The 23,767-nt window shown below is 61.8% G+C and carries 23 protein-coding genes; all 23 read right to left on the bottom strand.

Annotated features, from left to right (window positions below; genetic code table 11):
• Window positions 1-2 precede the first annotated feature (2 nt).
• Entirely contained in the window at window positions 3-335 is a 333-nt protein-coding gene (fliE, locus tag HU770_RS14565) for a flagellar hook-basal body complex protein FliE (protein ID WP_033699469.1), read from the bottom strand.
• 243 nt (window positions 336-578) lie between these two features.
• Window positions 579-1,943 carry a sigma-54 dependent transcriptional regulator gene (locus HU770_RS14560; RefSeq protein WP_186663992.1) on the bottom strand — a complete coding sequence of 455 codons (1,365 nt, stop codon included), beginning with the start codon at window positions 1,941-1,943 and terminating at the stop codon, window positions 579-581.
• The gene (locus HU770_RS14555; RefSeq protein ID WP_033699472.1) at window positions 1,940-3,160 is read right to left on the bottom strand and encodes an ATP-binding protein; all 1,221 of its coding nucleotides are present in this window, start codon (window positions 3,158-3,160) and stop codon (window positions 1,940-1,942) included. The genes HU770_RS14560 and HU770_RS14555 overlap by 4 nt, the downstream gene beginning before the upstream one ends.
• Before the next feature lie 242 nt (window positions 3,161-3,402).
• Window positions 3,403-4,878 carry a transcriptional regulator FleQ gene (gene fleQ, locus HU770_RS14550; protein WP_186663990.1) on the bottom strand — a complete coding sequence of 492 codons (1,476 nt, stop codon included), beginning with the start codon at window positions 4,876-4,878 and terminating at the stop codon, window positions 3,403-3,405.
• Between the two features lie 168 nt (window positions 4,879-5,046).
• Window positions 5,047-5,340, bottom strand: coding sequence for a flagellar protein FliT (locus HU770_RS14545; protein ID WP_186663988.1), 294 nt, complete (start codon window positions 5,338-5,340; stop codon window positions 5,047-5,049).
• A gap of 16 nt (window positions 5,341-5,356) precedes the next feature.
• Window positions 5,357-5,752 carry a flagellar export chaperone FliS gene (fliS, locus tag HU770_RS14540; RefSeq protein ID WP_047583429.1) on the bottom strand — a complete coding sequence of 132 codons (396 nt, stop codon included), beginning with the start codon at window positions 5,750-5,752 and terminating at the stop codon, window positions 5,357-5,359.
• 78 nt (window positions 5,753-5,830) lie between these two features.
• Window positions 5,831-7,186 carry a flagellar filament capping protein FliD gene (fliD, locus tag HU770_RS14535; RefSeq protein WP_186663986.1) on the bottom strand — a complete coding sequence of 452 codons (1,356 nt, stop codon included), beginning with the start codon at window positions 7,184-7,186 and terminating at the stop codon, window positions 5,831-5,833.
• An 80-nt stretch (window positions 7,187-7,266) separates the two neighbouring features.
• Complete coding sequence (locus tag HU770_RS14530) at window positions 7,267-7,617, bottom strand: flagellar protein FlaG (protein WP_186663984.1); 351 nt, start codon at window positions 7,615-7,617, stop codon at window positions 7,267-7,269.
• A 76-nt stretch (window positions 7,618-7,693) separates the two neighbouring features.
• Window positions 7,694-9,385: a flagellin gene (locus HU770_RS14525; protein WP_186663982.1), complete on the bottom strand. Its 1,692-nt coding sequence runs from the start codon at window positions 9,383-9,385 to the stop codon at window positions 7,694-7,696.
• 372 nt (window positions 9,386-9,757) lie between these two features.
• Complete coding sequence (locus tag HU770_RS14520; protein WP_186663980.1) at window positions 9,758-10,687, bottom strand: ketoacyl-ACP synthase III; 930 nt, start codon at window positions 10,685-10,687, stop codon at window positions 9,758-9,760.
• A gap of 282 nt (window positions 10,688-10,969) precedes the next feature.
• Window positions 10,970-12,535: a flagellar hook-associated protein 3 gene (locus HU770_RS14515; RefSeq protein WP_186663978.1), complete on the bottom strand. Its 1,566-nt coding sequence runs from the start codon at window positions 12,533-12,535 to the stop codon at window positions 10,970-10,972.
• A gap of 13 nt (window positions 12,536-12,548) precedes the next feature.
• Window positions 12,549-14,591: a flagellar hook-associated protein FlgK gene (flgK, locus tag HU770_RS14510; protein WP_186663976.1), complete on the bottom strand. Its 2,043-nt coding sequence runs from the start codon at window positions 14,589-14,591 to the stop codon at window positions 12,549-12,551.
• Between the two features lie 10 nt (window positions 14,592-14,601).
• A complete protein-coding gene (gene flgJ / locus HU770_RS14505) occupies window positions 14,602-15,756 on the bottom strand; it encodes a flagellar assembly peptidoglycan hydrolase FlgJ (RefSeq protein ID WP_186663974.1) in 1,155 nt (384 codons plus the stop codon).
• Window positions 15,757-15,765: 9 nt separating this feature from the next.
• Window positions 15,766-16,881, bottom strand: coding sequence for a flagellar basal body P-ring protein FlgI (locus tag HU770_RS14500; protein WP_162181145.1), 1,116 nt, complete (start codon window positions 16,879-16,881; stop codon window positions 15,766-15,768).
• 6 nt (window positions 16,882-16,887) lie between these two features.
• Window positions 16,888-17,583 (bottom strand): flagellar basal body L-ring protein FlgH, encoded by a 696-nt coding sequence (flgH, locus tag HU770_RS14495; protein WP_033699509.1) that lies wholly within the window; start codon window positions 17,581-17,583, stop codon window positions 16,888-16,890.
• Between the two features lie 48 nt (window positions 17,584-17,631).
• On the bottom strand, window positions 17,632-18,417 hold the full coding sequence (flgG, locus tag HU770_RS14490; RefSeq protein WP_033699511.1) for a flagellar basal-body rod protein FlgG: 786 nt from the start codon (window positions 18,415-18,417) through the stop codon (window positions 17,632-17,634).
• A 46-nt stretch (window positions 18,418-18,463) separates the two neighbouring features.
• Complete coding sequence (locus tag HU770_RS14485) at window positions 18,464-19,204, bottom strand: flagellar basal body rod protein FlgF (protein ID WP_033699512.1); 741 nt, start codon at window positions 19,202-19,204, stop codon at window positions 18,464-18,466.
• A gap of 159 nt (window positions 19,205-19,363) precedes the next feature.
• Window positions 19,364-19,555 carry a hypothetical protein gene (locus HU770_RS14480; RefSeq protein ID WP_186663972.1) on the bottom strand — a complete coding sequence of 64 codons (192 nt, stop codon included), beginning with the start codon at window positions 19,553-19,555 and terminating at the stop codon, window positions 19,364-19,366.
• 157 nt (window positions 19,556-19,712) lie between these two features.
• On the bottom strand, window positions 19,713-21,035 hold the full coding sequence (flgE, locus tag HU770_RS14475) for a flagellar hook protein FlgE (protein ID WP_186663970.1): 1,323 nt from the start codon (window positions 21,033-21,035) through the stop codon (window positions 19,713-19,715).
• Window positions 21,036-21,062: 27 nt separating this feature from the next.
• Window positions 21,063-21,764, bottom strand: a complete 702-nt coding sequence (gene flgD, locus HU770_RS14470) for a flagellar hook assembly protein FlgD (RefSeq protein ID WP_186663968.1) — start codon at window positions 21,762-21,764, stop codon at window positions 21,063-21,065.
• A gap of 12 nt (window positions 21,765-21,776) precedes the next feature.
• Window positions 21,777-22,220, bottom strand: a complete 444-nt coding sequence (gene flgC, locus HU770_RS14465; protein ID WP_033699519.1) for a flagellar basal body rod protein FlgC — start codon at window positions 22,218-22,220, stop codon at window positions 21,777-21,779.
• Between the two features lie 2 nt (window positions 22,221-22,222).
• Window positions 22,223-22,630, bottom strand: coding sequence for a flagellar basal body rod protein FlgB (gene flgB / locus HU770_RS14460; protein WP_033699522.1), 408 nt, complete (start codon window positions 22,628-22,630; stop codon window positions 22,223-22,225).
• Window positions 22,631-22,926: 296 nt separating this feature from the next.
• A complete protein-coding gene (gene cheR / locus HU770_RS14455; protein WP_047583440.1) occupies window positions 22,927-23,754 on the bottom strand; it encodes a protein-glutamate O-methyltransferase CheR in 828 nt (275 codons plus the stop codon).
• Between the last annotated feature and the right edge of the window lie 13 nt (window positions 23,755-23,767).

The raw sequence follows: 23,767 nt of genomic DNA, 5'->3' as shown, positions 1-23,767 counted from the left end.
CCTCAAACCGGCATCTGCATGATGTCCTGGTACGCCTGGACCAGCTTGTTGCGCACCTGGGTCATCGCCTGCATGGAAACGCTGGCCTTTTGCGAAGCGATCATCACGTCGGTCAGGTCGACGCCGCTCTTGCCAATCTCGAAGGCGTTGGCCAGCTGGGTGGAGGCCTGCTGGGTCTCATGCACCTTGCCGATGGCCTGGCCGAGCATGTCGGCAAAGCTGCTCTGGCCCGGCGCCAGCTCAGGCGCGGCGGACACCTTGGGCAACGACATGGCGTCGGCCTGCATGGCCCGCATGTCCAGCATCAGACGATTGAATTCAACACCTTGGCTCATGACCTTCTCTCTCCGGCGGCCGCATTTTTTTGACACTCATGCGGCGGATAGCTCGTGTAAAGCAACAAAGGTGCCAGCCTTGCCACCCTTCTGATTTGACGCGCCGTTGTAGGAGCGGCCTTGTGTCGCGAAAGGGGCGCGTAGCGGCCCCAGGTGCTGTGGCGCAGCAAAAATCGCCGGGGCCGCTACGCGCCCCTTTCGCGACACAAGGCCGCACCCGACATAGCCCGCACCTGCGGCTTATCAGCCGAAGAGGCTGGCCTCGACGTCAAACCCGGCATCGCGCATTTGTGCCAGCTTGTAACGCAAGGTGCGCGGGCTGATGCCCAGCCGCTCGGCGGCCTCCTTGCGGCGGCCACGCTCGGCGCGCAAGGTGTCGATGATGGTCTGGTATTCATGGCGACGCAGGTCATCACCCAGGCCACCCGCCTCGACCGCCACTTCGGGCAATGAAGGCGCCGCGCTCGCCGACAAGGGAATGGCGCCGGCCAGACAAAAATCCGCCGCCTCGATCACCCCGCCCTGCTGCAGGATCAACGCCCGCTGCAAGGCGTTGTCCAGTTCGCGCACGTTACCCGGCCAGGCATACGCCTGCAGGCAGGCCCGCGCTTCGGCAGACAAGCGCACCGGCGCATGCTTCATCTTGCCGACATGGCGGGCCAGCAGGCGTTCGGCCAGTTGCAGGATGTCGCCCTTGCGCTCGCGCAACGGGCACCAGGCCAGGGGGAACACCGACAATCGGTAATACAAGTCTTCACGGAACCGCCCCGCCGCCACTTCGCCCGCCAGATCGCGGTTGGTGGTGGCCAGCACGCGGATGTCCAGGCTGATCGGCTTGCGCCCGCCTACCCGCTCCACCTCACGCTCCTGCAACACCCGCAACAGCTTGGCCTGCAACGTCAGCGGCATCTCGGAGATTTCGTCGAGCAGCAAGGTGCCGCCCTCGGCCTGCTCGAACTTGCCGGCCTGGGCCGCGATGGCGCCGGTGAAAGCGCCCTTCTCATGGCCAAACAAGGTGGCTTCGAGCATGTTGTCGGGGATCGCCGCGCAGTTGATCGCCACGAAGGGCTGGCCTGCCCGCGGGGACTGCTGGTGAATGAAGCGTGCCAGCACTTCCTTGCCGGTACCCGACTCACCCGAGATCAGCACCGTCGAGTCGCTGCGCGCCACGCGCGCGGCCAGCTCCAGCAATTGTCGGCTGGCCGGCTCACAGGCTACCGGCCCCTCCTCGTCCACCGCACTCACGCGCCCGGCAGCATGGCGCTGCACCAAACACAGCAGCGCCTTGGGCTCGAACGGCTTGACCAGGTAATCGGCTGCGCCCTGGCGCATCGCTTCCACGGCACGTTCCACCGCAGCATGCGCGGTCATCAGCAACACCGGCAGTTGCGGCTGCTGGCGGCGCAACTGCGCCAGCAACTGGTGCCCATCCATACCCGGCATGTTCACGTCACTGACCACCAGGCTGAACGCTTCGCTCAGCACAGCCTCCAGTGCCTCTTCGGCACTGCCCACGGCGCGGTAGGCGAAACCGCCGATTTCCAGGGTATCGCCAAGCGCCTGGCGTAACACGCGGTCATCCTCGACCAGCAGCACCTTGATGGTCATCCGTGCGCCTCCGCCAGTTGCCCATCGATCAACGGCAGCTCGACCCGCACGCAGGTGCCGCGCCCGACCTTGGAACGCACGCTGAGCGTACCCTGGTGCGCCCGCACCACGGCCTTGACCACGGCCAGGCCCAGGCCGGTGCCGGTGGCCTTGGTGGTCAGGAACGGCTCGCCCAGGCGGCCCAGCACGTCGGCGTCGATGCCGCTGCCGGCGTCACTCACGCACAGGTGCAACACCTGCTGGCGACGGAACACGTGCACCTTGAGCCGCGCCGGCGCCTCGCTCGCTTGCAGGGCATTCTCGATCAGGTTGAGCATGGCGCCGACCAAGGTGTCGCGGTTGCACAGCAGCTCGCCCAGGTGGCTGTCGCACTGCCAACGCACGGCATGCCCTTGCACGTGCGACTGCGCGGCCTGCTGCAAGGCCTGGAACAGCCCTTTGGGGCTCACCCGATCGCCGAGCGGCAGCTCGCCACGGGCGAACACCAACATGTCGCGCACCTGGTGCTCCAGCTCGTGCAGGCGCTCCTTCAAGGTACCGGCGAAGCGCTGGCGGGTTTCCACGCTCAGGTCTTGCTCGCTATCGGCCAGGTGGCTGGCGTAGAGCATGGCTGCCGACAGGGGCGTGCGGATCTGATGGGCCAGCGAGGCGACCATGCGCCCCAGCGACGACAAGCGCTCGTGGCGAGCCAACTGGTCTTGCAGGCGACGGGTTTCTGTCAGGTCGTTGAGCAGCACCAACTGGCCGGGCTCGGCATCCAGCGAGCGGGTGGCGATGGACAGGCGGCGGCCGTCGCGCAGCGAGACTTCATGGCCGTCGTCCTTGCGCGGGGCGAAGCTGCGGGCAATCACCTGGCGCCACAGCTCGCCGATCAGCGGCTCGCCGAGCAGTTCGCAGGCGGCCGGGTTGGCTTCGCGCACCAGGCCGTGGCCATCGATCACGATCACCCCGCCGGGCAGCAGGTCCAGCAGGTTCTGCAGGCGGTTGGCCAGGCGTTCCTTTTCGCTGAGTTCGGCGATGCGCTGGGCGCTGACCACCGCCAGCTCGCCCTTCAGTTCGCTGACCCGCGCTTCAAGCAGGCTATAGGACTGGCTCAGCTGGCTGGAGACCTGGTTGAACAGGGCGAAGGCTTGCTCGACACCCTGTCGGCTTTCCTGCTCGATCAGGGCATGCCCCTGCGGATCGGGGGCTCGGGAAACGTGGGCGGCCTGGGGCATCGTGCTCTCTCGCGTGGCTGACCGTCATAAAAACGGTATGTTGCCAGCGGTGTAGCAATAGCCGTGCCGGAGATAGGGTTTTACCGCACTGTGATGCCTATCGCGCGACCTGCGTAGGAGCAGCCTAGTGCTGCGAAGAGGCCGGCGCATGCACAGACCCTTCCTGTGCTGCCACCGGCCTCTTCCCAGCAAGGCTGCTCCTACACGGGTTTACCGACTGCCTGAAACAGGCGAAAAGGGGGTCAATCCTCCGCCTGCTCCTCGCCACCCTGACGGCTCATGCCGTACTTGCGCATCTTCTCGACCAGGGTAGTACGGCGGATACGTAAACGTTCAGCCGCGCGTGCAACAATACCGTTGGCATCGTCCAGCGCCTGCTGGATCAGGCCCTGCTCCAGGCTGCCCAGGTAGTCCTTGAGATCAAGGCCTTCGGGCGGCAGCATCGCCGGGTTGGCGAAGTTTGGTGCATGGCCGTTGATGGCCACGCGCTCTTCGAGATCACTGCGCAGGTGGTCGACCATCTGCTCGTCTTCATCATCGACGTAGCGGAATTTTTTCGGCAGTTCGGACACGCCGATCACCCCGTACGGGTGCATGATCGCCATGCGCTCGACCAGGTTAGCCAGCTCGCGCACGTTGCCCGGCCAGCCGTGCCGGCACAGCGACATGATCGAAGCGGAATTGAAGCGAATGGAACCGCGCTTTTCATGCTCCATGCGCGAAATCAGCTCGTTCATCAGCAGCGGGATGTCTTCTACCCGCTCACGCAGCGGCGCCATCTCGATGGGGAACACGTTCAACCGGTAGTACAGGTCTTCGCGGAAGGTACCGTCCTCAATCATGCTCTCGAGGTTTTTGTGCGTCGCGGCGATGATGCGTACGTCGATGCTTTGGGTCTTGTTGCTACCCACGCGCTCGAACGTACGCTCCTGCAGCACCCGCAGCAGCTTGACTTGCATCGGCAACGGCATGTCGCCAATTTCGTCGAGGAACAGGGTACCGCCATTGGCCAGCTCGAAACGCCCGGCACGGCTGGTGATTGCCCCGGTAAAGGCGCCCTTCTCGTGGCCGAACAGTTCGCTTTCGAGCAGCTCTGCCGGGATCGCGCCACAGTTGACCGGCACGAACGGCGCTTCGCGGCGCTTGGAGTGGTAGTGCAGGTTGCGCGCCACCACTTCTTTGCCAGTGCCCGACTCGCCGAGGATCAACACGCTGGCATCGGTGTCGGCCACTTGCTGCATCATCTGCCGCACATGCTGGATGGCACGGCTGGTGCCGACCAGGCTGCGGAACAGATTCGGCTCGCGCTGGCGCCCGCGCTCGCGTGCCTGGTCGTACATCTCGCGATAGACCTGGGCACGGTGCAGCGAATCGAGCAACTGGCTGTAGCTCGGCGGCATCTCGAGGTTGGAGAGAACCCGACGGCGAAGCTCTTCCGGCAACTCTGCAGGAGAAATTTCACCTAACAGCAGCACCGGAAGGAACTCATCCCACCCGGCCACTGTCTTAACGAGCCCAAGGAGATTGCCCGGAGCATTTACGGCACCGACAAGCACGCACAGCACTTCCCGACTCGAAGACAACGACTCCACCGCTTGCTGCCAGTCCTGGCTTGAGCACGCGAGGTTTTCTTCGCCTAGAAAATTCAGGACCACCGCCAGATCGCGGCGGCGGGCGCTGTCGTCATCGATCAGAAGAATCTTGGTTTCACGCCACATGCAATAGCAACTTCCCTAGTCATATCGGCGCCCAGTTGGGCGTGCTCGACATCATTCCGACTGAATGGTCAGTGTTAGGACGTCTGAAATTCGAAAACAGCCACTAGTAAAGTCAAAAACTTAGAAGCAGTCAAATTTATGGCGCCGAGCTTTGCGTTCTGCTCAGCGTCAGCTGAACAGATGGTATACCTTTGTGGCCTGTTTCGCTTGATTGATGTTGGTCATTTGCTCGACCAACGATTGACGTTCGTCACTTGCAACGTGGATTAGCTGGCGATAAACGTCCATCAACGCTTCCAGGTTCACCCGAACCGCTGCTTCATCATCCACCGCACCTTGCAGCAGCTCGTCCATCTGCGCCCTGCAGGCCAGGTCTAGCTCGCCAATGGCGGCCCAATCGCGCGCTTGCAATGCCTCGTTCAGGGCCTGACGGGTATCTTCGATTTGCTGCAACGCGTTCATGTGGCCTCCTGGCGTTTCACTGCTGGGCTGTGGCGATGGCGTCCCAACCGCTTTTTACGGTGATCATCAACTGGGCGACTTCGTCGATGATGGCGGGGTCGCTGTCCAGGTTGGCCTGGATCAGACGGGTGGCCATGTAGGCATACAGGCTATCGAGACGATCCAGCTCGTCTGGGTTGTCGGTCTTGTCCTTGTCCAGCCCTTCACGCAGGCCACCGATGATGTCGATGGCCTTGCCCAGCATCACACCCTTCTGCGCCACGTCGCCACGGCTGATCGCGCCCTTGGCCTGGGCCATACGGTCCAGCGAACCTTCCATCAGCATCTGCACCAGGCGGTGCGGGGTCGCTTCGGAGATCTGGGCATGGGAATTGACCTTCTGGTACTGGCGAAGGGCTCTCATCGGGTGCATGGGGGATCCTCAGTGAACGGGGCAGAACAGTGGCCGTATACCTAGGTAATCGGCCCTGGCCTGGGTTTCTTTAGGCGATCAATCGTCGCTGTTGGATTTGTTCAGCGCGTTTAGGGTGGCCATCACGCTGTCGCTACTAGCTTTGAGCTGAGCCACCAACGCATCCATGGCATTGTACTTTTTGGTCAGGGTATCGGTCAGCGACTCGATGCGCCGGTCCAGGGCAACCTGCGACTCTTCCAGCTGCTTGAGCTGCGTGGTCAGGCTAGCCTGGCGCGACGCGAGGATACCATCGGTCTTGACGTATTCGTCGGTGGCAGCCGTCATGCGGCTGAGCAAGCCTTCCTTACCGGTGAACAGGCCGCTGATGTCAGCACCCATCGTTTTGACGGCGGCATCCCACTTATCGTTGTTAAGTTCAAGCAACCCCGTCTTCTGTACGGTGTTGATACCCAGCTGCGACAGCGTGCGCAGGCCGCCAGTACCGACACTGCGCGTGAGCTCGCTACGGATCGAGCTGACCAGCGAACGCATGGTCGCATCCCCTGTCAGCGATGCGCCCGAGGCACTGCTGTCGTCGGCGCCGGTGGTGACCTTGGTCTGGCTATTGATAGAGGTCATCAAGGCGTTGTAGGCGGTGACAAACGATTGCACCGAAGTTTTCAGCGTGTCGTTGTTGCTCGCCACCACCAGGCTCGACTTGCCTTCTTTGGCCAGAGTGATATCCACGCCACTGACCGCACCTGTTACGGTATTGGAGGCCGATTCCAGCTCCAGGCCGTCGAGCTTGTACTTGGCATTCTGCGGTTCGGCGATGGTCGTCACGCCGGTGGCCATGTCGGCAGTGCCACCCAAGGTCAGCTCGGTGCCATCGCCCATTTTGGTCGACGAGAAGATCAGCCGCGAACCACTGGCGTCAGTGACGATGTTGGCAGTGATGCCCTTGGACTGCAGCTGATCGTTGATCGAGTCGCGCGCCTGCTGCAGCGTTGCGCCCGTTGCGATCGAGACGCTGTGCGTGGCGTTGCCCTGGCTGATCGTCAGGGTTTGCGACTCACCCGAATCATTGACGATGGTCGAGGTGTTTTTGTAGACCTGAGTCGAAATCTTGGACGCAGTCGCCAGCTGGGTCACTTCAAGCGAATACGTGCCTGACGACGCGCCATCGCCCAGCTTGATCTTGGCGATAGCCTCGTCAGACGACGAACCGGACAAGCCATTGAAGCTCGCTGCGGTATTAAGCTTGGTCAGTGCCGCGCGGTACGTTTCCAGCGCACTTTTGACCGTACCGATGGCCGACAAGGTGGTGGTGGCGGTGGCGGTCTGCTTATTGATCTGGCTTTGCTTGGGCGCCTTCTCGGCATCAGCCAGTGCCTTGACCAACTCGCCAATTTTTAGACCCGAACCCAGTCCGGTAATAGTAGAACTCGCCATCTTCACACTCCTTATCCGGTGACCGTCGAAAATCCGACGAAAACGCGTCCGTGCGGCTTTACAACAAAAGCCGTGCCAACTTAAGCCTTCAGATCGAACAACAGGCTGTTGGCATCCTTCAGGTTTTCCGCCAGTTTCAGTGCCACTTCGGAGGGCAGCTGGCGGATGACTTCGCCGCTCTGGCGGGCGATGACCTTGACTACCACCTGGCCGGTGGAGTCATCGATCGAAAAATCGAGTTGTCGCTCTGAAGCCTTGACGAAGTCCTGGATGGCATTAACGGCCGTTTCCAGGGTTTCTCGTGCTACAGGTTGGGATTCTTGCTTGGCCGGCTCGTTGGCCGCCAGCTCGTTCTCTTGCCGCTTGCTCGCTGTTGCTTCGGGAGCAGCGGAGGCGGGATAGGACATGCCCAGTTTCACGCTCATATCCATTTCTGGCACCTCTTGTTCTCGGAAAGACGAAAGGGTACGTCACCGTACCCTTCGTCAAACTACTTAGCGATCAGGATCAGCCCAGCAGTTTCAGTACCGACGACGGCAGCTGGTTAGCCTGGGACAGGATCGCGGTGGAAGCCTGTTGCAGGGTTTGCTGCTTGGTCAGCTCGGCGGTTTCCGAAGCGAAGTCGGCGTCCTGCACACGGCTGCGGGCAGCGGTGGAGTTTTCCGAGATGCTGTTCAGGTTGGCAACGGTGCTGTCGAAGCGGTTTTGCACAGCACCCAGCTGAGCGCGCTGGCTGTCGATTTGGGCGATAGCGGCATCCAGAGCCTGGATGGCTTTCTGCGAATCGGCAGCACTGGTGATGCTCAGGTTGGAAACGGTGGTTTCCTGGGTGATGGCTACGGTGCTGTTGGTGGTAGCCAGGCCCAGAGCGGCCAAGCCGGTGCCTTGGCTGCCGTCGGCAACGGTGATGTTCTCTTTCGAGAACAGCTTCAGGGTGTTGTCGGCGTTCTTGCTGGCGGTGACGCCGGTGCTCGCGGTGTTGATCGCCGAGATGATGCCGTCCAGGGTATCGCCCTTGGTGAACTTGACTTCAGTGCCGTTCAGGGAGATGGAGGTATCAGCGACCAGCTTGGCTTCGGTAGTACCGGCAGCCAGACCAACCTTGGCCAGCGCGCCTTGGCCAGCGGCACCGGTGCCGTTGGTCAGGTTGATGGCTTTGCCATCGGCGGAGCTCAGTTGCAGACGGCCTTCGGAGCTCAGGGTTGCCGCGACGCCGGTTGTAGCAGTTTCAGCGTTGATGGCAGCGAGCACATCAGTCATATCCTGGCCAGCAGTTGCGCCGATTGCGGTGCCATTGATATTGAAGGAAATGTCGCTGTCGAAGCCCGCTGCAACGGTCGCAGTGGCGGCGAAGCCAGCAGTACCGCCAGCGGTGGCGGCTGCAGTTGCAGTGAAGGTTGCCGACGAGCTCATGACGATATCGCCGTTGCCATCGATGGCCGCGGTTACGCCAGTGTTGGAGGCGGTGTTGGCAGCGTTGATCTTGCCGACAGTGGTAGCTGCAGTGTCGGTGTCATCGAGCGCAACAGCAGTGCCATTCAGGGTCAGCGTAACAGTTTCACCAGCAGCAACGGGTGCGAAGGTTACAGGGTCAGCGCGGAAGGTCGAGGCGCTGGTAGCGACTGCACCAGTAACAACTGCGGACAGGTCAGTAGCAACACCATCAGTCTTAGCTTCGCTGAACGAACCTTTCAGGCCAGTCGAGCTGATGTCGGTCATGCCGAACGAGATGGTTTCGTTAGCGCTGGAACCGATCTGGAAGCTGACGTTCTGGAACGAACCGTCGAGAATTTTACGACCACCGAAGGTGGTGGTGTTGGCGATACGGGTCAGTTCGCCCGACAGCGCGGTGAATTCTTGTTGCAGGGAAGTACGGTCGTCATCGCTGTTCGAGCCGTTGGCGGACTGCAGGGACAGTTCGCGCATACGCTGCAGGATGCTGGTCGATTCTTGCATCGCGCCTTCAGCGGTCTGGGCGATGGAGATGCCGTCGTTGGCGTTTTTCACGGCAACGCTCAGGCCTTTGATTTGGCTGGTCAGACGGTTGCCGATCTGCAGGCCAGCGGCGTCGTCTTTGGCGCTGTTGATTTTCAGGCCGGAAGACAGGCGGGACATCGAAGTACCCAGCGCGTCGGAAGCACGGTTCAGGTTCTTCTGAACGCCCAAGGAGGTGATGTTAGTGTTAACGGTCAAAGCCATGACGAATTCCTCGTTGAATGGATACAGCGGCTTCCGGCCCTGGCAACCGCCGGGTGTGGCCTAGAGAACCTTCGTAATGGTTATCGTCGGGTGCGCGGGTTGCTTGAGGGGTTTTTCAAAAAAAAAATGGTGGCACGCTGCCAGCCCAGTGAAATCAGGGGGTTAAGGGCGAATTTCTGACGTCAAAATCTGTGCACAAAAACCTGTTGGCACTTCCAAGCCCGCTCCCACAAAGATTGCGCAGGCTTCAAAAACTGGCCCCTGCAGCTGGATCTACAAGGATCTTGAGTCATCCACGGCTCTACACTAGATCGGCATAAAAAAAGCGCCGGGCAGTGGCCGCCGGGCGCTTTTTCTTGAGGCTGCTGAGGGTCAGTCGCGATAAAGAATTGCCGAACCCCACGACAGGCCCACACCGAACCCGCTGATCGCTACACGCTTCCAGCTGCCGTCAAGCATGTGTTTCTGTAACAGCAACGGCACGCTGGACGACACGGTATTGCCGGTCTCCAGCATGTCCTTGACGAACTTCTCCGGGTGTTGCTCTTCGAAGCGCCGGGCCACGGCATCGACAATCGCCGCACTGCCCTGGTGAATACAGAAGGCGTCGATATCCGCCGACGTCAGACCACTGGCATCGAGCAGCTCATGCAAATGCGCCGGCACTTTGACCAAGGCAAAGTTGAACACCTGGCGGCCGTTCATGAAGAACTTGCCGTCACTGATCTTCAAGTGCTCAGCGCCGGAACCATCGGTACCGAAACGTGCCTGGCCCAGGTTCCACACTGCATCTTCGCCCATCCAGGTGGCCGTGGCGGCATCGCCGAACAGCATGGTGGTGTTGCGATCTTCCGGGTCGACGATTTTCGAGTACGGGTCGGCGGTGATCAGCAAACCATTCTTCAGCCCTGCTGCTTCCATGAAGCCCTTGATCGCATACAGGCCGTATACGTAACCCGAGCAGCCCAGCGACACATCGAACGCCGCCACGCGGGTCGACAGGCCGAGCTTGCTCTGGACGATGGCGGCCGTGTGCGGCAGGCCTTCTTCGTCACCGTTCTGGGTGACCACAATCAACGCATCGATCGATTGCGGATCAAGGTCAGGGTTGGCGGCGAACAGCGCTTGGGCCGCTTCGACGCACAGGTCCGAGGTTTCTTGGTCTTCGGCCTTGCGCGGCAAGAACGACGCGCCGATCTTGCCGAACATGAACTCTTCGTCCTTGCCGAACTTCGCACCCTGGACATAGTTGTCCAGGCCAGCGGTGGGCACGTAACTCGCGATGCTTTTGATGCCAATCATTCTGGCTTCCCAATGAAAACAGCCAAAGACCACCACTCGATAAATTGAGGGCGCCAAATACCGGAGCGTCACCGCCAAGGGTTGAAAACAGAGCTCGCCTGCGCACCGGTAACAAAATGCTGCAACAGCTGCTGCATAGAATACAGGGAAGATGAGCGTTTTGACTCATTGGTCACATTGAAATGCTACGAAAGCCAGGCAGGAGGATGTGGGGACAAGGAAGTTTTGCGGGGAGATTAAGCGCCCGGGGGCGCTTGACGCCCCCAGACTTGCACAGCCAACTCAAAGCTTGTTGAACAGGCTCAACTGCGAAATCCGCGCAAATGCCAGCTGCGAGGCTTCGAGCATCGCCTGCTGCAGGGTCAGCTGGATGGTCGCCGACGCCATGTCGGTATCGCCAATGGCGCTCTGGGTGGTCTTGTTGGCCAGGCCCAGGCTGATGTTCTCCTGCTCCTGGATCTCCAGCGAGTTACCGCGCGCACCAATCGAACCGCGGGTAATGTCGATACGCTCACGGGCACTGGCCAGGTTGGAGATCGCCGAGTCGGTCGCCGTCTTGAGTGCTGCCTGCGCCTCTGGGCTGTCGACCGGCTTGCCCAGCGCCGTGCGCAATTGACCGAGGCTGTCGAGCACGTTCTGCGTGCGGTGCGTGTTGGTCGTCACCGAGAACTGGTCGCCTTCACCAGGTGCACTGTCGAGCTGGAAGGTCACGCCCGCCACCGTCACCGCGTTATCCGCCCCGACCGTGCCCGAAGCCACCGGCTTGCTGTCGGCACTGTACGGCTGCGCATACAGCGAATACTCGGTCGCACTGGTGAACTTGATCACCGCACCATTGCTGGGGAAGGTGCTGCGATAGGCATCGGCATCGGTGATGCTGCTGCCGGTAACCTGCGCGGTCGATGGGTTACCCGCACTGCGCGTGGCATTCAGGGTGTCGGGCTTGGCTTCGAGGGTGAACACATGGCCCGCCACCGCCGCGTCGGCATCGTCACCTTCCTGCAGGTTCAGGTTGATCTCGAAATCGACACCGCGCAGCGAAATCATCTTGCCGCCTTCGGTGTTGACGTCGAACTTGCCGTTGCTCGCGGTTTCGCTGGTGATGTCCTTGCCGGTGGCATCCTTGACGCTGTACTCGGTGGCACTGGTGAAGGTGATGGTGTACGGCTGGCCGCCAGAGAACTGGTTGTTGTAGGTGTTCGCCGAGGTCATCAGGCCACCGGACAACAGTACTTTGCCATCGTCCGGGGTCGGCGCCTGCAGGCTCGACTGCGTACGACTGTTGTTGGTCGCCTGGTCGAAGATGCTGAAACCGCTGTCATTGGTAGCCAGGCTCAAGGTATCGGACACCTGCAGGCTAAGCTGGGTCTGGTCACCCTGGTAGCTGTAGGTACCGTCGCTATTGCGCACATAGGGCGGCGTTGACGACTTGGAGCCGCCGAACATGTAGTCGCCATTGGCGTCGCGGGAATTGAGCAGGCCGAAGACGTTCGCCTCGATCTCTTTGATCTCGCTGGCGATCGATGCGCGGTCGGCATCGCTTTTGCCACCGTTACCCGCCTCTAGCGCCAGCTCGCTGGCACGCTGCAGGGCATCGTTGATGGTCGAGAGCACGCTCTCTTCCTGCAGCAGGGCATTCTTGACCGTGGTCATGTTGCCGTTGTACTGGTCCAGCAGGGCGCTCTGCTGCTGCAACAACAGCAGGCGCGCGGCGCCGACCGGGTCGTCGCCCGCCGTCTGGATGCGCGACTTGGAGGTGATCTGCTCGGTGGTCTTGGCCGTGTCCGAGAAGTTCTTCGAGTAGGTGTTGGCGCTGGTCTCATAAAACTGAGCAGTAGAAATACGCACGGCCAGCTACTCCTTAAAGGGCGTTGATCAAGGTCGAAAAGGTTTCTTGCGCCGCCTTGATGATCTGCGACGACGCGGTGTAGTAATGCTGGAACTTCACCAGGCTGGCCGCCTCGTCATCGAGGTTGACCCCCGACACCGCACTGCGGCTTTCGGCGGCGGACTTGAGCACTGCCTGGGTCGCCGTGGTGTCGATGGTGGCCTGGCTGGCCTTGGCCCCCACGCGCTCGACCAGCGAGGCATAGGCCGAGGTGAAGCTGGTGCCACCGCCGGAGCCGGTGGCCACGGTCGACTTGGTCTGCAGGTCCAGCAGCGAGGTGGCGTTGCGGTTGTCGGCCTTGCCGTCGGCATTGAACGACAGGGTGAAGCTGTCGTTGGCAGACGGGCTGCCGCCGATGGTGGTCTCGACATTGAAGCTGCGCGGCTTGCCGTCGCCATCAAGGATCGGCTTGCCAGCGGCATCGAGCATTGGCACGGCGATGGACAATTTGTTGTCCTGGCCGGGCACCACGCTGCCGGTGCCGATCTGGGTGCCCTTGGCATCGAACAACTTGTAGCCCTGGGAACCGCCGTTGGCGGCATCGAACACCACACGTACCGGCATCGAGTCACGAATCGACTGCTGCACCAGGGCGGTGTCGGCACCCCCGTAGATATCCAGCGAATCACCCAGCACCGGCTGAGTGATGGTGCCGGTGCCCCCGTTGCCGCTGCCCGCCGCGGCGCTGATCGGCCCGGCGAAGGCCAACTTGTTGGCATCGGTCATGATGGTTGTGATGTTGCCCGCCGCGGAGCGGGTCGGGATCACCTTGAAGCTGTCACCTGCCGCCAGGCCGCCGCCCTTGAGCGACAGGCTGAAGCCGTCGATCACCGGGGCCGGGTCGGCGCTCAGGTCGAAGCTGCCCATGTCGGTGCCATCAGAGCGGCGCACGCTGTACTGGTTGGCGCTGGTGAACTTCACTTCGTAGTCGTAGGTGGTCAGCGCGCCGCTGTCGGCAATGGTCACATCGAGGTTGCCGGACCCGGCACTGTTGCTCGACGAAGCCAGGCTGCGCTGGGCCAATGCACTGGCGCTGTTGATGCTGGAGAACAGCGCGCTGCCGAATTGGGCGTTGGCATCAAGGCCTTGGCCCAGTTGGCTGTTGATGCTGTCGGCGACCACCAATGCCACGCGGCCGAGTTCGTTCATCGATGGCATCAGCACGTCCTGGCGGTAGCGCAGCAGGCCGCCGATCGTGCCGCCGGTCACCACCGAGGTCACATCGGAGCTGAACGACTCGTAGTTGATACGCAGGCTCGCCTGGCTTTTGTCAGCCACACCCGGCTGCACCGACAAGGTGTTGGCCTTGACCCCGGTGACCAGTGACTGGCCACTGCCCAGGTAGACGTCGTAGTTGCCGTCACGTTCCTGCACCGTGACCCCGACCAGCTCGTTGAGCTGGCGCACGGCTTCGCTGCGCGCATCCAACAGGCTGTTAGGGGTATTGCCGGTGGCGGTGGCCGCAACGATCTGTTTGTTGTACTCGGCGATGTTGGCGGTGAGCTTGTTCACCTGGCCTGCGAGCGTGCCGAGCTGAGAATTGATCGTTTCGTTTTGCTGGGTCAGCTGAGTGCCCACCGCGTTGAAACGGTTGCTCAGGGTTTGCGCCTGGGTCAGCAGCAACTGCCGCGAGGCGACATCACCCGGCTTGGCCGAAGCGGTCTGCAAGGCCGAGAAGAACGCGGTCAGCACCGAGCTGATACCGGTATCACGGTCGGCCAGCAATTTGTCGACGCTGGTGATCTGGTCCTGGAACGCCACCGAGTCGGCCTGCAACGAGGTCGCGGTCTGCAACTGATTGTCCAGGTAGGCGCTGTAGATCCGGCGCACATCCGAAAGCGTGGTGCCTGTACCCAGAAAGCCCGCGCCGATGTTGTGCGAAGGGCCCGCGACCTGAACCGCCTGCTGGCGCGAGTAGCCACTGGTTGCGGCGTTGGCAATGTTGTTACTGGTTACCGACAATGCCGCCTGGCTGGCACCAAGGCCACTCAGACCGATCGAAATCAGACTCGACATGTTTTAGTCCTTATAGATTCGTAGTTCTGCCAGCCATGGCGTATTGCGGGGTTGCTTGCATTTGCTGGGCGATGCTGATGATCTTCTTCGCATAGCCCGGGTCGGTCGCATAACCTGCTTTTTGCAGCTCTCTTGCAAACTGCTCAGGGTTATCGGCCGCGTCCAGCGCACCTTGATAGCGGGAATTGCCCTGTAACAGGTTCACCAGATCATGGAAGCTGTCCTGGTAGGAATCGTACGAGCGGAACGCCGCCGTTTCCTTGACGAATTGGCCATCACGGAATTCGCTGGTGATCGCCCTCGCCTGCTCGCCCTGCCAGTTGCCACTGGCCTTGATGCCGAACAAGTTGTGGCTGCTGCTGCCATCGGTGTTGCGCATGACCGACTTGCCCCAGCCCGTTTCCAGGGCCGCCTGGGCCACCAGATAGCGCGGGTCGATACCGATGCGCTTGGCGGCCTGCTCGGCCATCGGCAGCATGGTGGCGACAAAGGCGTCGCTGTCGGCGAAAGCCTTGTTCGGCGCCAGCGGCGGCTGGGCCACGGCACGCCCGACAATGCGCAGGCCGTTTTCCGGCACGGCAAAGGCCTTGGCCACTTGCTGGCCGTCACGGGCCGGCACGGCGGCGCCGTTGCTGGTCGCGGCCGACGGCACGATGCCGGCCAGCAGGCGGTCGGTGAGCTTGCTCGGCAGCGCCAGGCGCCGCGCATTGAGGGCCGCGACGTCGTTGCGGGTGGCACCCGACTCGGTGGCATGCACCGGCTCAGCCACCTTGTTGCCCCACAGCGCCGGGCCACTGCCCTCGCCGCGCGCAAACGGGCTGCTGGCGCCTGCCGTGCTCTTGCTCTTGGTCAACTGGCGCACCAGCACGTCCTGCAGGCCGATACCGCCACCCTCGCGGGACATGCTCACCGCCAGTTGCTGGTCATACATGTCGCGGTACTGCTTGACCGTCTCGGTGTTCATCGGGTTGTCGGCGGCCAGCACATCGCTGGCCTTGCGCGAGGCCTTGAGCATTTCGCTGATGAACAGCGACTCGAACTCCTGGGCCACCTTGCGCACGTTGGCTTCGCTGTCGCGGTCGCCGTGCTTGAGCGAGTTGAGGCGGTTGAGGTCGGTGTAGGCGCCGCTGTCGACGCTGCCGGATACCAGGCTTTTGCTGTTCATCCTGCGTCCTCAGATCACGATCAGGTCGGCTTGCAAGGCGCCGGCCTGTTTCAGGGCTTCGAGGATCGCCATCAGGTCGCTGGGCGCCGCGCCAACCTGGTTCACCGCGCGGACGATTTCATCCAGCGTGGTCCCTGGGCCGAACTTGAACATCGGCTTGGCTTCCTGCTCGGCGTTGACCCGCGAGCGTGGCACCACGGCAGTCTGGCCATTGGAGAACGGCCCCGGCTGGCTGACGATCGGGTCTTCGGTAATGGTCACGGTCAGGCTGCCGTGGGTCACCGCGGCCGGCGACACCTTGACGTTCTGGCCAATGACGATGGTGCCGGTACGCGAGTTGATGATGACTTTCGCCACTGCCTGGCCCGGGTCGATCTCGAGGTTTTCCAGGATCGACAGGTAATCCACACGCTGGCTTGGGTCCATCGGCGCACTGACACGTACCGAGCCACCGTCCAAGGCCTGGGCGACGCCCGGGCCGAGCAGTTCGTTGACCTTGTCGACGATGCGCTTGGCGGTGGTGAAGTCTGGGCGGTTGAGGTTCAGGGTCAGGCTGTTGCCCTGGTTGAACCCGCTCGGCACGGCCCGCTCGACGCTGGCGCCGCCCGGGATACGCCCGGCCGACGGAACGTTGACGGTGATCTTCGAGCCATCGCGGCCTTCGGCATCGAAGCCGCCGACCACCAGGTTGCCCTGGGCGATCGCGTAGACGTTGCCGTCGATACCCTTGAGCGGGGTCAGCAGCAGGCTGCCGCCGCGCAGGCTCTTGGAGTTACCGATCGACGAAACGGTGATGTCCACCACCTGGCCGGGTTTGGCGAAGGCGGGCAGGTCGGCATGCACCGACACCGCCGCGACGTTTTTCAACTGCACGTTGCCGGAACCGGCCGGCACCTTGATGCCGAACTGCGACAGCATGTTGTTGAAGGTCTGCAGGGTGAACGGCGTCTGGGTGGTCTGGTCACCCGTGCCGTTGAGCCCCACCACCAGGCCATAGCCGATCAACTGGTTGGAACGCACGCCAGAGATGCTGGCGATGTCCTTCAAGCGCTCGGCCTGGGCCGCGAAGGCACAGGACAGGAGCAGGGTTGCGGCAATCAGCTGCCTCACGTTGAACATGGTCATCCGTACTCAGAAAGGCCAAAGCGGGCTGATGAAGAAGCGGTCCAGCCACCCGGGCTGGCTGGCATCGGCAAACGAGCCAGTCCCCGAATAGGTGATGCGCGCATCGGCCACGCGGGTGGACGGCACGGTATTGTCGGTGGCGATGTCGTCGGCGCGGATCATGCCGGCAATGCGCACCAGCTCTTCGCCGGTGTTCAGGGTCAGCCACTTCTCGCCGCGCACGGCGATGATGCCGTTGGGCAGCACTTCGGCCACGGTCACGGTGATCGAACCGGTCAGGGTGTTGCCCTGGGTGGCCTTGCTGTCGCCCTTGGTGGCACGTTCGCCGCTGTAGCCGGCCTCCAGCGAAAGGTCACCGCCGCCGAACGGGTTGTTGGTGTTGGGTGTGCTGCCGAACAACGAGCTTAGGCCGATGTCGGCCTTGCTGTTTTTCTGGATCTGCGAACCGGCGTTCTTGCTGGCCGAGGTGCGCTCGTTGAGGGTGATGGTGATGATGTCACCGACCCGGAACGCCTTGCGGTCGCTGTACAGGTTCTGCTCGAAACCGGCCTGGTAGATCGAACCGTTGTTGGCCGCCGACGGCAACGGGGTGCGCGGCAACACCGGCGCATAGTACGGGTCGTTGGGCTTGGGCGTCGGCGCGACGCAACCTGCCAGCAACACCGCCCCCCCCAGGGCGAAGACGGACAACAGACGATTCATGACGCTACCTCACGGTGTAACTGGGCTACGTGGATCAGGTTCAGGGTGTTACAGCTGCTGGGTGACGAACGACAGCATCTGGTCGGCGGTGGAGATGACCTTGGAGTTCATCTCGTAGGCACGCTGGGTGGTGATCATGTTCACCAACTCTTCCACGGTGCTGACGTTGGAGTTTTCCAAGGTCTGCTGCAGGGTGGTGCCGAAGCCGTTCAGGCCTGGGGTACCGACTTGCGGCGCACCGCTGGCGGCGGTTTCCAGGAACAGGTTGTCGCCGATTGCCTGCAGGCCGGTCGGGTTGATGAAGTCAGCGGTCTGGATGTTGCCGATGACCTGGGCCGCCGGGTTGCCGGCAGTGGTGATCGACACGGTGCCATCCTGGCCGACGGTGAAGGTCTGCGCGTCGTTCGGCACCACCACCGCAGGCTCCAGGGCAAAACCGTTGGCCGTGACGATCTGGCCATCGGAGTTCAGGTGGAAGGTGCCGTCACGGGTGTAGGAAACCGTGCCATCGGGCTGCAGAATCTGGAAGAAGCCACGGCCGTTGACCGCCATGTCCAGCGGGTTTTCGGTGGTCTGCAGGCTGCCGGCGGTGAAGTTCTTCTGGGTGCCGACAATGCGCACACCGGTACCCACTTGCAGGCCCGAAGGCAGCTCGCTGTCCTGGGTCGACTGGGCGCCAGGCTGACGCTTGATCTGGTAGAGCAGGTCCTGGAACTCGGCGCGATCACGTTTGAAGCCGGTGGTCGAGACGTTGGCCAGGTTGTTGGAAATGACCGTCAGGTTGGTGTCCTGGGCGGACAGGCCGGTTTTAGCGACCCAAAGAGCCGGAAGCATGCTGTTCTCCTCGTGCGCCTGTTTTACGGCACCCGTTCAAATGTGATTAGCCGATTTGCAAAACACGCGCCATGGCTTCGTCGCCTTCCTTGGCCGTGTTCATCATCTTGACGTGCAGCTCGAACTGACGGGACAACGCCAGCACCGAGGTCATTTCCTCGACGGCGTTGACGTTGCTGCCTTCCAGGAAGCCCGACACCACGCGCACATTGACGTCGGCGTCGGCCGGTTGGCCATTGCTGGTATGGATCATGCCGTCCAAGCCCTTGGTCAGGCCTTTGGTGTCGGGGTTGACCAGCTTGATACGGTCGACCTCGGCCATTACCCGCGGGTCTTCACCCATGGCGCGGATGCTGATGGTGCCGTCGGCGCCCACTTCAACCTTCTGCTCCGGGGGGATGGCAATCGGGCCACCGTTGCCGATCACCGGCATGCCGTTGCCGGCACGCAGCACGCCCAGGGCATCGATGTTCAGGCTGCCGGTGCGCACGTAGGCTTCGCTGCCGTCCGGGGCCTGCACGGCGATGAAGCCCTTGCCGGTCACGGTGACGTCCAGCTCGCGACCGGTCTCGATCATCGGGCCTTCGCTGAAGTCAGTGGCCGGGCGCTCGGTCATGGCAAAGGCGCGCGCCGGAAAGCTGTCGCCAAACACCGGCATCGAGCGCGCCTGTTCCAGGTCGCGCTGGAAGCCGTTGGTGGAAATGTTCGCCAGGTTGTTGGCATGGGCCTTCTGCGCCAGCGCGTTCTGGCTGGCGCCGGTCATGGCCACGTAAAGCATCTTGTCCACAGCATCTCCTCTGCGCGTACCTGCCGCGCTGTCACTGAGCAGGGATAAGCAATAATCGAACCAGGTCTTAAGCCCAATGATTACAGGGGTTGTAGCACGCCGAGAGGCAAAAACCGTCAGTTTGTCGGCGGATGTTTGCCGCCAGCGGCAAGGCAGTGCTCAGTACGCCCGGCAACCGGCGTTGTTGTAGGGGCCGGAAAAGCGCACCCAGCCTTCGCCTGGGTTGGTGGCCGAGCACATGAAACGGCCGGTGGTCAGGCTTTGCCATTGGTAGAAGGGGGCGGGGGCAGCGGCGAGCAAGGGGGCCATGGCGAGGACGGGGAGAATCGCTAGTAGCAGCAGCCTTTTCATGGGGTAAACCTTTGGGATTTTGGGGCCGCTTTGCGGCCCTTTCGCGACGCAAGGCCGCTCCTACAGGGATCGCGTCGACCTGTAGGAGCGGCCTTGCGTCGCGAAAGGGCGCGAAGCGCCCCCTATTGCAGACAACACTCCACCAAACCAACCACCATCAGCTCATCTGGATGATGGTCTGCATGATGGTGCTTTGAGTGGAAATGGTCTTGGCGTTTGCCTGGTAGTTGCTCTGCGCCTTGATCAGGTTGACCAGCTCGCCGGTCAGGTCGACGTTCGAGTCTTCCAGCGCGCCGCCGGTGATCTGCCCCAGCGTCCCGGTATCCGGCTGGCCGACAACAGGCACGCCCGATGTGTAGGACTCTTTCCAGGCAGTGCCGCCCACCGGCGTCAGGCCTTGGAGGTTGGCGAAGTTGACCAGTGCGACCTGGCCGATCACCTTGTTCTCACCGTTGGTGAAATTGGCGAACATGTTACCGCTGGCATCGATGCTCAGCCCAGACAACTCACCCGTCGCAAAACCATCCCCGCTCTTGGCGGTGGTGGCGGACGCGGCGTTGTATTGCGTGGTGGCGATCATGTCCAGCTTAACCCCGGAGGCATGCGCGTTGGCGCCGTTGGCGGCCCACACACCTGCAACAGTCTTCTGCGCCGGCACCCAGCCGTCCAGATTGAAGGTCTTGTCAGCGTTGATGGTGAGCCCACCTGGCACCGCACCTGCGCTCATGCCAGCGGTGTTCAAGGTGCCGTCACTCTTGAATGGCAGCGTGTTTGCCAGCGGGGTGGTCGAAGTCGGGTCGGCTGGGTTGCGGCCGTCGATGGTGGTGTACATGGTCCAGGAGTTGGTACCAGCATCCTTCATGAAGTACTGGTTCATCTGGTGCAGGTTGCCCTGGCTGTCATACACATCGGTGTTGAAGGTGTAGTTGTAGGTCTTGACGTTGCCCGGGTCGAACGGCGCCTCGGCCGGGGCGGTATCGCTGGACTTGAGGTTGAGCGTCTCAGTGATGAGACCGGTAGGGTTGGGCGTCAGGTTGGACGTGTCGATCTTCAGGTCGGTCAGCGCACCCGGGACAACATTGCCATTGCCATCAACGCCATAACCTTGCAGCTTGGCGCCCGACGAGCTGATGACATTACCTTCCTTGTCGCTGTAGAACATGCCGGCACGGGTGTAGATCTTCGAACCATTGTCATTCAGGGCGAAGAAGCCGTTACCATCAATCGCCATGTCCAGAGCTTGGCCGGTACCATTGATATTGCCCGGCGTAAACATCTGCGACACCGCAGCCGTTCTCACGCCAGTGCCGACGACCGTCTTGCCGCCGCTGGTGCCGCGAATGGAGTTGGAGTACTGATCAGCGAACTCGGCACGCGATGCTTTGAAGCCGGTAGTGGCGACGTTGGCAATGTTATTGCCAGTGACGTTCAGGGCCTTGTTTGCTGCATTGAGGCCGCTAAGGCCGGTATTGAAAGACATGTGCTACTCCTGTCGTTAGCTTAGGCCCTAGATGCCAATGGTTTGAACTTTGGACAGCGCAACGCTGCCCAGCCCGGCGAGATTGAGCGTCATTTCTGCGCCGTTGGTACCCATGGTCACACTGGTGACCGTGGCCGGCAGGTTGGTGGTCATGGCTTTGGCAGTGCCATCGATGCTGGCGGTAGCCTTGAAGGTGTAGGTACCCTCCTCCAACGCCTCGCCATCGTCGTCCAGCCCATCCCAGGTGAAGTCGGCCTTGCCGGCGGCCTTGGAGCCCAGGTCCAGGGTGCGCACCAGCTTGTCGTCTTTGTCATAGATGCCGACAGACGTTGCAGTACTCGACGATGTCAGGTTGACCGACCCTTTCATCTCTTTGCTGGTGTCGACCAAGGCCTTGTCGGTCTGGACGATCACATTACGCCCTACTAGCGACGACGCCTGCAGCGCCTGCGAGGACTGGAACGACCCGGCGATGTAGTTCACCGTATCGTTCAACGTCTGCATGCTTTCAAGGCTGCTGAACTGCGCCAGCTGCGCCACGAACTCGCCGTTTTCCTGCGGGTCGAGCGGGTTCTGGTTTTTCATCTGCGTTACCAGCAACTGCAAGAACGCATCCTTGCCCAGCGCACTGCCGGCAGCGCCGGTGCTGCTGTCGGTCTTGCTGGTCTGCTTTTGCAGCGAGGTCAGGTACGCGCTGCCGACGTCACTGGTGGAATTGGTCGTGGTCATGTCGGCTTCCTATCACTGACCCAAGGTCAAGACTTTCTGCATCATGCTTTTGGCGGTGTTCATCAGCTCGGCGTTGGTCTGGAACGCACGGCTGGCAGAGATCATGTCAGCCATCTCCTCGACCACGTTGACGTTCGGGTAGTAGACGTAGCCGTCCTTGTTCGCCGCCGGATGGTTGGGCTCGTAGCGCGCTTCCAGGTTGCTCTGGTCTTCGACGATACCTTTGACCTGCACGCCCTGCCCGGCTTCGCCCTGGTCCTCGAACAGCGACTGGCTGGTACCGCCTTGCGCGTCCTGGAAGGTGGTGGCGAATACCGGATGGCGTGCGCGGTAGGTCTGGTCGATGCTCGACGACACGGTCTCGGCGTTGGCGATGTTCGAGGCCACGGTGTTGAGGCGAGTGTTTTGCGCGCTCATGCCGCTGCCGGCAATGTTGAAGACACTGGATAGGGACATGGTTACTCTCCGCGCAGGGCCGAAACCAGCCCTTTGAATTTACTGTTGAGCAAGGTGAAGCTGGCCTGGAAACCGATGGCGTTTTCCGTGTAGTTCGATTGCTCGATCTGGGCGTCCACGGTGTTCTGGTCGATCGACGGCTGCAGCGGCGTGCGGTACTTGAGCGCCTCGTCGCTCAGGGCCAGGCCATCGGCCTCGATGTGCCGGCTGTTGGTCCGATCCAGAGCGAAGCGGCCGCTTTGCTGTTTTTCACTTTCGGCGGCGAGCACCGAGGAGAAGTCCATGTCACGCGCCTTGTAGTTGGGCGTGTCGGCGTTGGCGATGTTGTTGGCCAGCACTTCGGCGCGCTGGGCGCGGAAGTCCAGGGCCTTTTCGTGAATGCCAAGCGCCTTGTCGAAGCTGATGCTCATGTCGGGGAAACCTTCGAAGGTTGACCGGAGTGTCGTTGAGCAAGGCATAGCAAGGGCTGTGCCAACCAGCGGAAAGGCCCGGAAATACGGGCTAGCAAGACGGAATGCTGTCAGGGTGATGCCAGAAAAGCGGCAAAGGTCTTCCGCTTGAAGGGGCGCAAGCGGCAATTGCCGGTCGGCATAGGCGGCAAAACAAAAAATTGACGTGTTTGGCGATAGCGGTGTGGCGCCTACAAGATCGAGCGCCGCCCGCGTGGCGCTCGATCTCGTAGGCGCCACAACCCTCAAGGCAAACCCTACTTGGCCTGGTAGATAATCCCCGGGCTGCACTGCACCATCTGGTAATGGTCCGGCAACCCGTTCAGCGCCTCGGAGGCGCCAAGGAACAGGTACCCGCCCGGCTTGAGCGTGCTGTGGATACGCAGCAGGATGTCTTTCTTCACCTGGGCCGAAAAGTAGATCAACACGTTGCGACAGAACACGATGTCGAACTTGCCCAAGCTCGCGTAACTGTCGAGCAGGTTGAACGAGCGGAACTCGACGCGGCTGCGAATGGCCGGCTTGATCGCGTAACGCCCCGCCCCCTTGGGGTCGAAGTAGCGCTGCAGGCGCTCCTGCGATAGGCCGCGGGCAATCGCCAGGCTGTCGTATTCGCCGGTCTTGCAGTTGGTCAGCATGGTCCCGGACAGGTCGGTCGCGACAATCTGCGCGCCCATCTTCAACTGGCCCAGGTTGCTGCGCTCGAACTCATCGATAGCCATCGAGATGGAGTACGGCTCCTGCCCCGACGAGCAGGCCGCCGACCACATGCGCAGGCGCTGGCCCGGGTTGTTCTTGATGAACTCGGGGATGACCTTGTTCTTCAGCACCTCGAACGGGTAGGTATCACGGAACCACAGGGTCTCGTTGGTCGTCATCGCGTCGACCACCTGTTCGCGCAAACCGCTGCGCGGCTGGGTCTGGATGCGCTGCACCAGCTCGCCCAGGCTCTTGATACCTTGTTGCTCCATCAGCTTGTTGAGACGGCTGGAGACCAGGTACTGCTTATTCTCGCCCAGCAGGATGCCACAGGCTTTCTCCAGGAAGACCCGGAACTGTTCGAAATCCAAATTACCCGTAGACACTACTGCCGCCTCT

Source organism: Pseudomonas sp. SWRI68 (assembly GCF_014269165.1).
Classification (GTDB): Bacteria; Pseudomonadota; Gammaproteobacteria; order Pseudomonadales; family Pseudomonadaceae; genus Aquipseudomonas; species Aquipseudomonas capeferrum.
Note: the sequence above shows the minus strand (reverse complement) of the source record. Positions and strands in the feature narration are given on the sequence as shown.

Excerpts from the sequence above, each read along its gene's own strand:
- HU770_RS14560 (WP_186663992.1), bottom strand. The coding sequence starts at position 1,943 with ATGACCATCAAGGTGCTGCTGGTCGAGGATGACCGCGTGTTACGCCAG.
- HU770_RS14525 (WP_186663982.1), bottom strand. The coding sequence starts at position 9,385 with ATGGCTTTGACCGTTAACACTAACATCACCTCCTTGGGCGTTCAGAAG.
- fleQ (WP_186663990.1), bottom strand. The coding sequence starts at position 4,878 with ATGTGGCGTGAAACCAAGATTCTTCTGATCGATGACGACAGCGCCCGC.
- HU770_RS14500 (WP_162181145.1), bottom strand. The coding sequence starts at position 16,881 with ATGACCATGTTCAACGTGAGGCAGCTGATTGCCGCAACCCTGCTCCTG.
- flgE (WP_186663970.1), bottom strand. The coding sequence starts at position 21,035 with ATGTCTTTCAATACCGGCCTTAGCGGCCTCAATGCAGCAAACAAGGCC.
- flgB (WP_033699522.1), bottom strand. The coding sequence starts at position 22,630 with ATGAGCATCAGCTTCGACAAGGCGCTTGGCATTCACGAAAAGGCCCTG.
- flgK (WP_186663976.1), bottom strand. The coding sequence starts at position 14,591 with ATGTCGAGTCTGATTTCGATCGGTCTGAGTGGCCTTGGTGCCAGCCAG.
- fliD (WP_186663986.1), bottom strand. The coding sequence starts at position 7,186 with ATGGCGAGTTCTACTATTACCGGACTGGGTTCGGGTCTAAAAATTGGC.
- fliS (WP_047583429.1), bottom strand. The coding sequence starts at position 5,752 with ATGCACCCGATGAGAGCCCTTCGCCAGTACCAGAAGGTCAATTCCCAT.
- HU770_RS14520 (WP_186663980.1), bottom strand. The coding sequence starts at position 10,687 with ATGATTGGCATCAAAAGCATCGCGAGTTACGTGCCCACCGCTGGCCTG.
- HU770_RS14545 (WP_186663988.1), bottom strand. The coding sequence starts at position 5,340 with ATGAACGCGTTGCAGCAAATCGAAGATACCCGTCAGGCCCTGAACGAG.
- HU770_RS14530 (WP_186663984.1), bottom strand. The coding sequence starts at position 7,617 with ATGGATATGAGCGTGAAACTGGGCATGTCCTATCCCGCCTCCGCTGCT.
- fliE (WP_033699469.1), bottom strand. The coding sequence starts at position 335 with ATGAGCCAAGGTGTTGAATTCAATCGTCTGATGCTGGACATGCGGGCC.
- HU770_RS14555 (WP_033699472.1), bottom strand. The coding sequence starts at position 3,160 with ATGCCCCAGGCCGCCCACGTTTCCCGAGCCCCCGATCCGCAGGGGCAT.
- flgH (WP_033699509.1), bottom strand. The coding sequence starts at position 17,583 with ATGAATCGTCTGTTGTCCGTCTTCGCCCTGGGGGGGGCGGTGTTGCTG.
- flgD (WP_186663968.1), bottom strand. The coding sequence starts at position 21,764 with ATGACCACGACCAATTCCACCAGTGACGTCGGCAGCGCGTACCTGACC.
- flgG (WP_033699511.1), bottom strand. The coding sequence starts at position 18,417 with ATGCTTCCGGCTCTTTGGGTCGCTAAAACCGGCCTGTCCGCCCAGGAC.
- flgJ (WP_186663974.1), bottom strand. The coding sequence starts at position 15,756 with ATGAACAGCAAAAGCCTGGTATCCGGCAGCGTCGACAGCGGCGCCTAC.
- flgC (WP_033699519.1), bottom strand. The coding sequence starts at position 22,220 with ATGTCCCTATCCAGTGTCTTCAACATTGCCGGCAGCGGCATGAGCGCG.
- HU770_RS14480 (WP_186663972.1), bottom strand. The coding sequence starts at position 19,555 with ATGAAAAGGCTGCTGCTACTAGCGATTCTCCCCGTCCTCGCCATGGCC.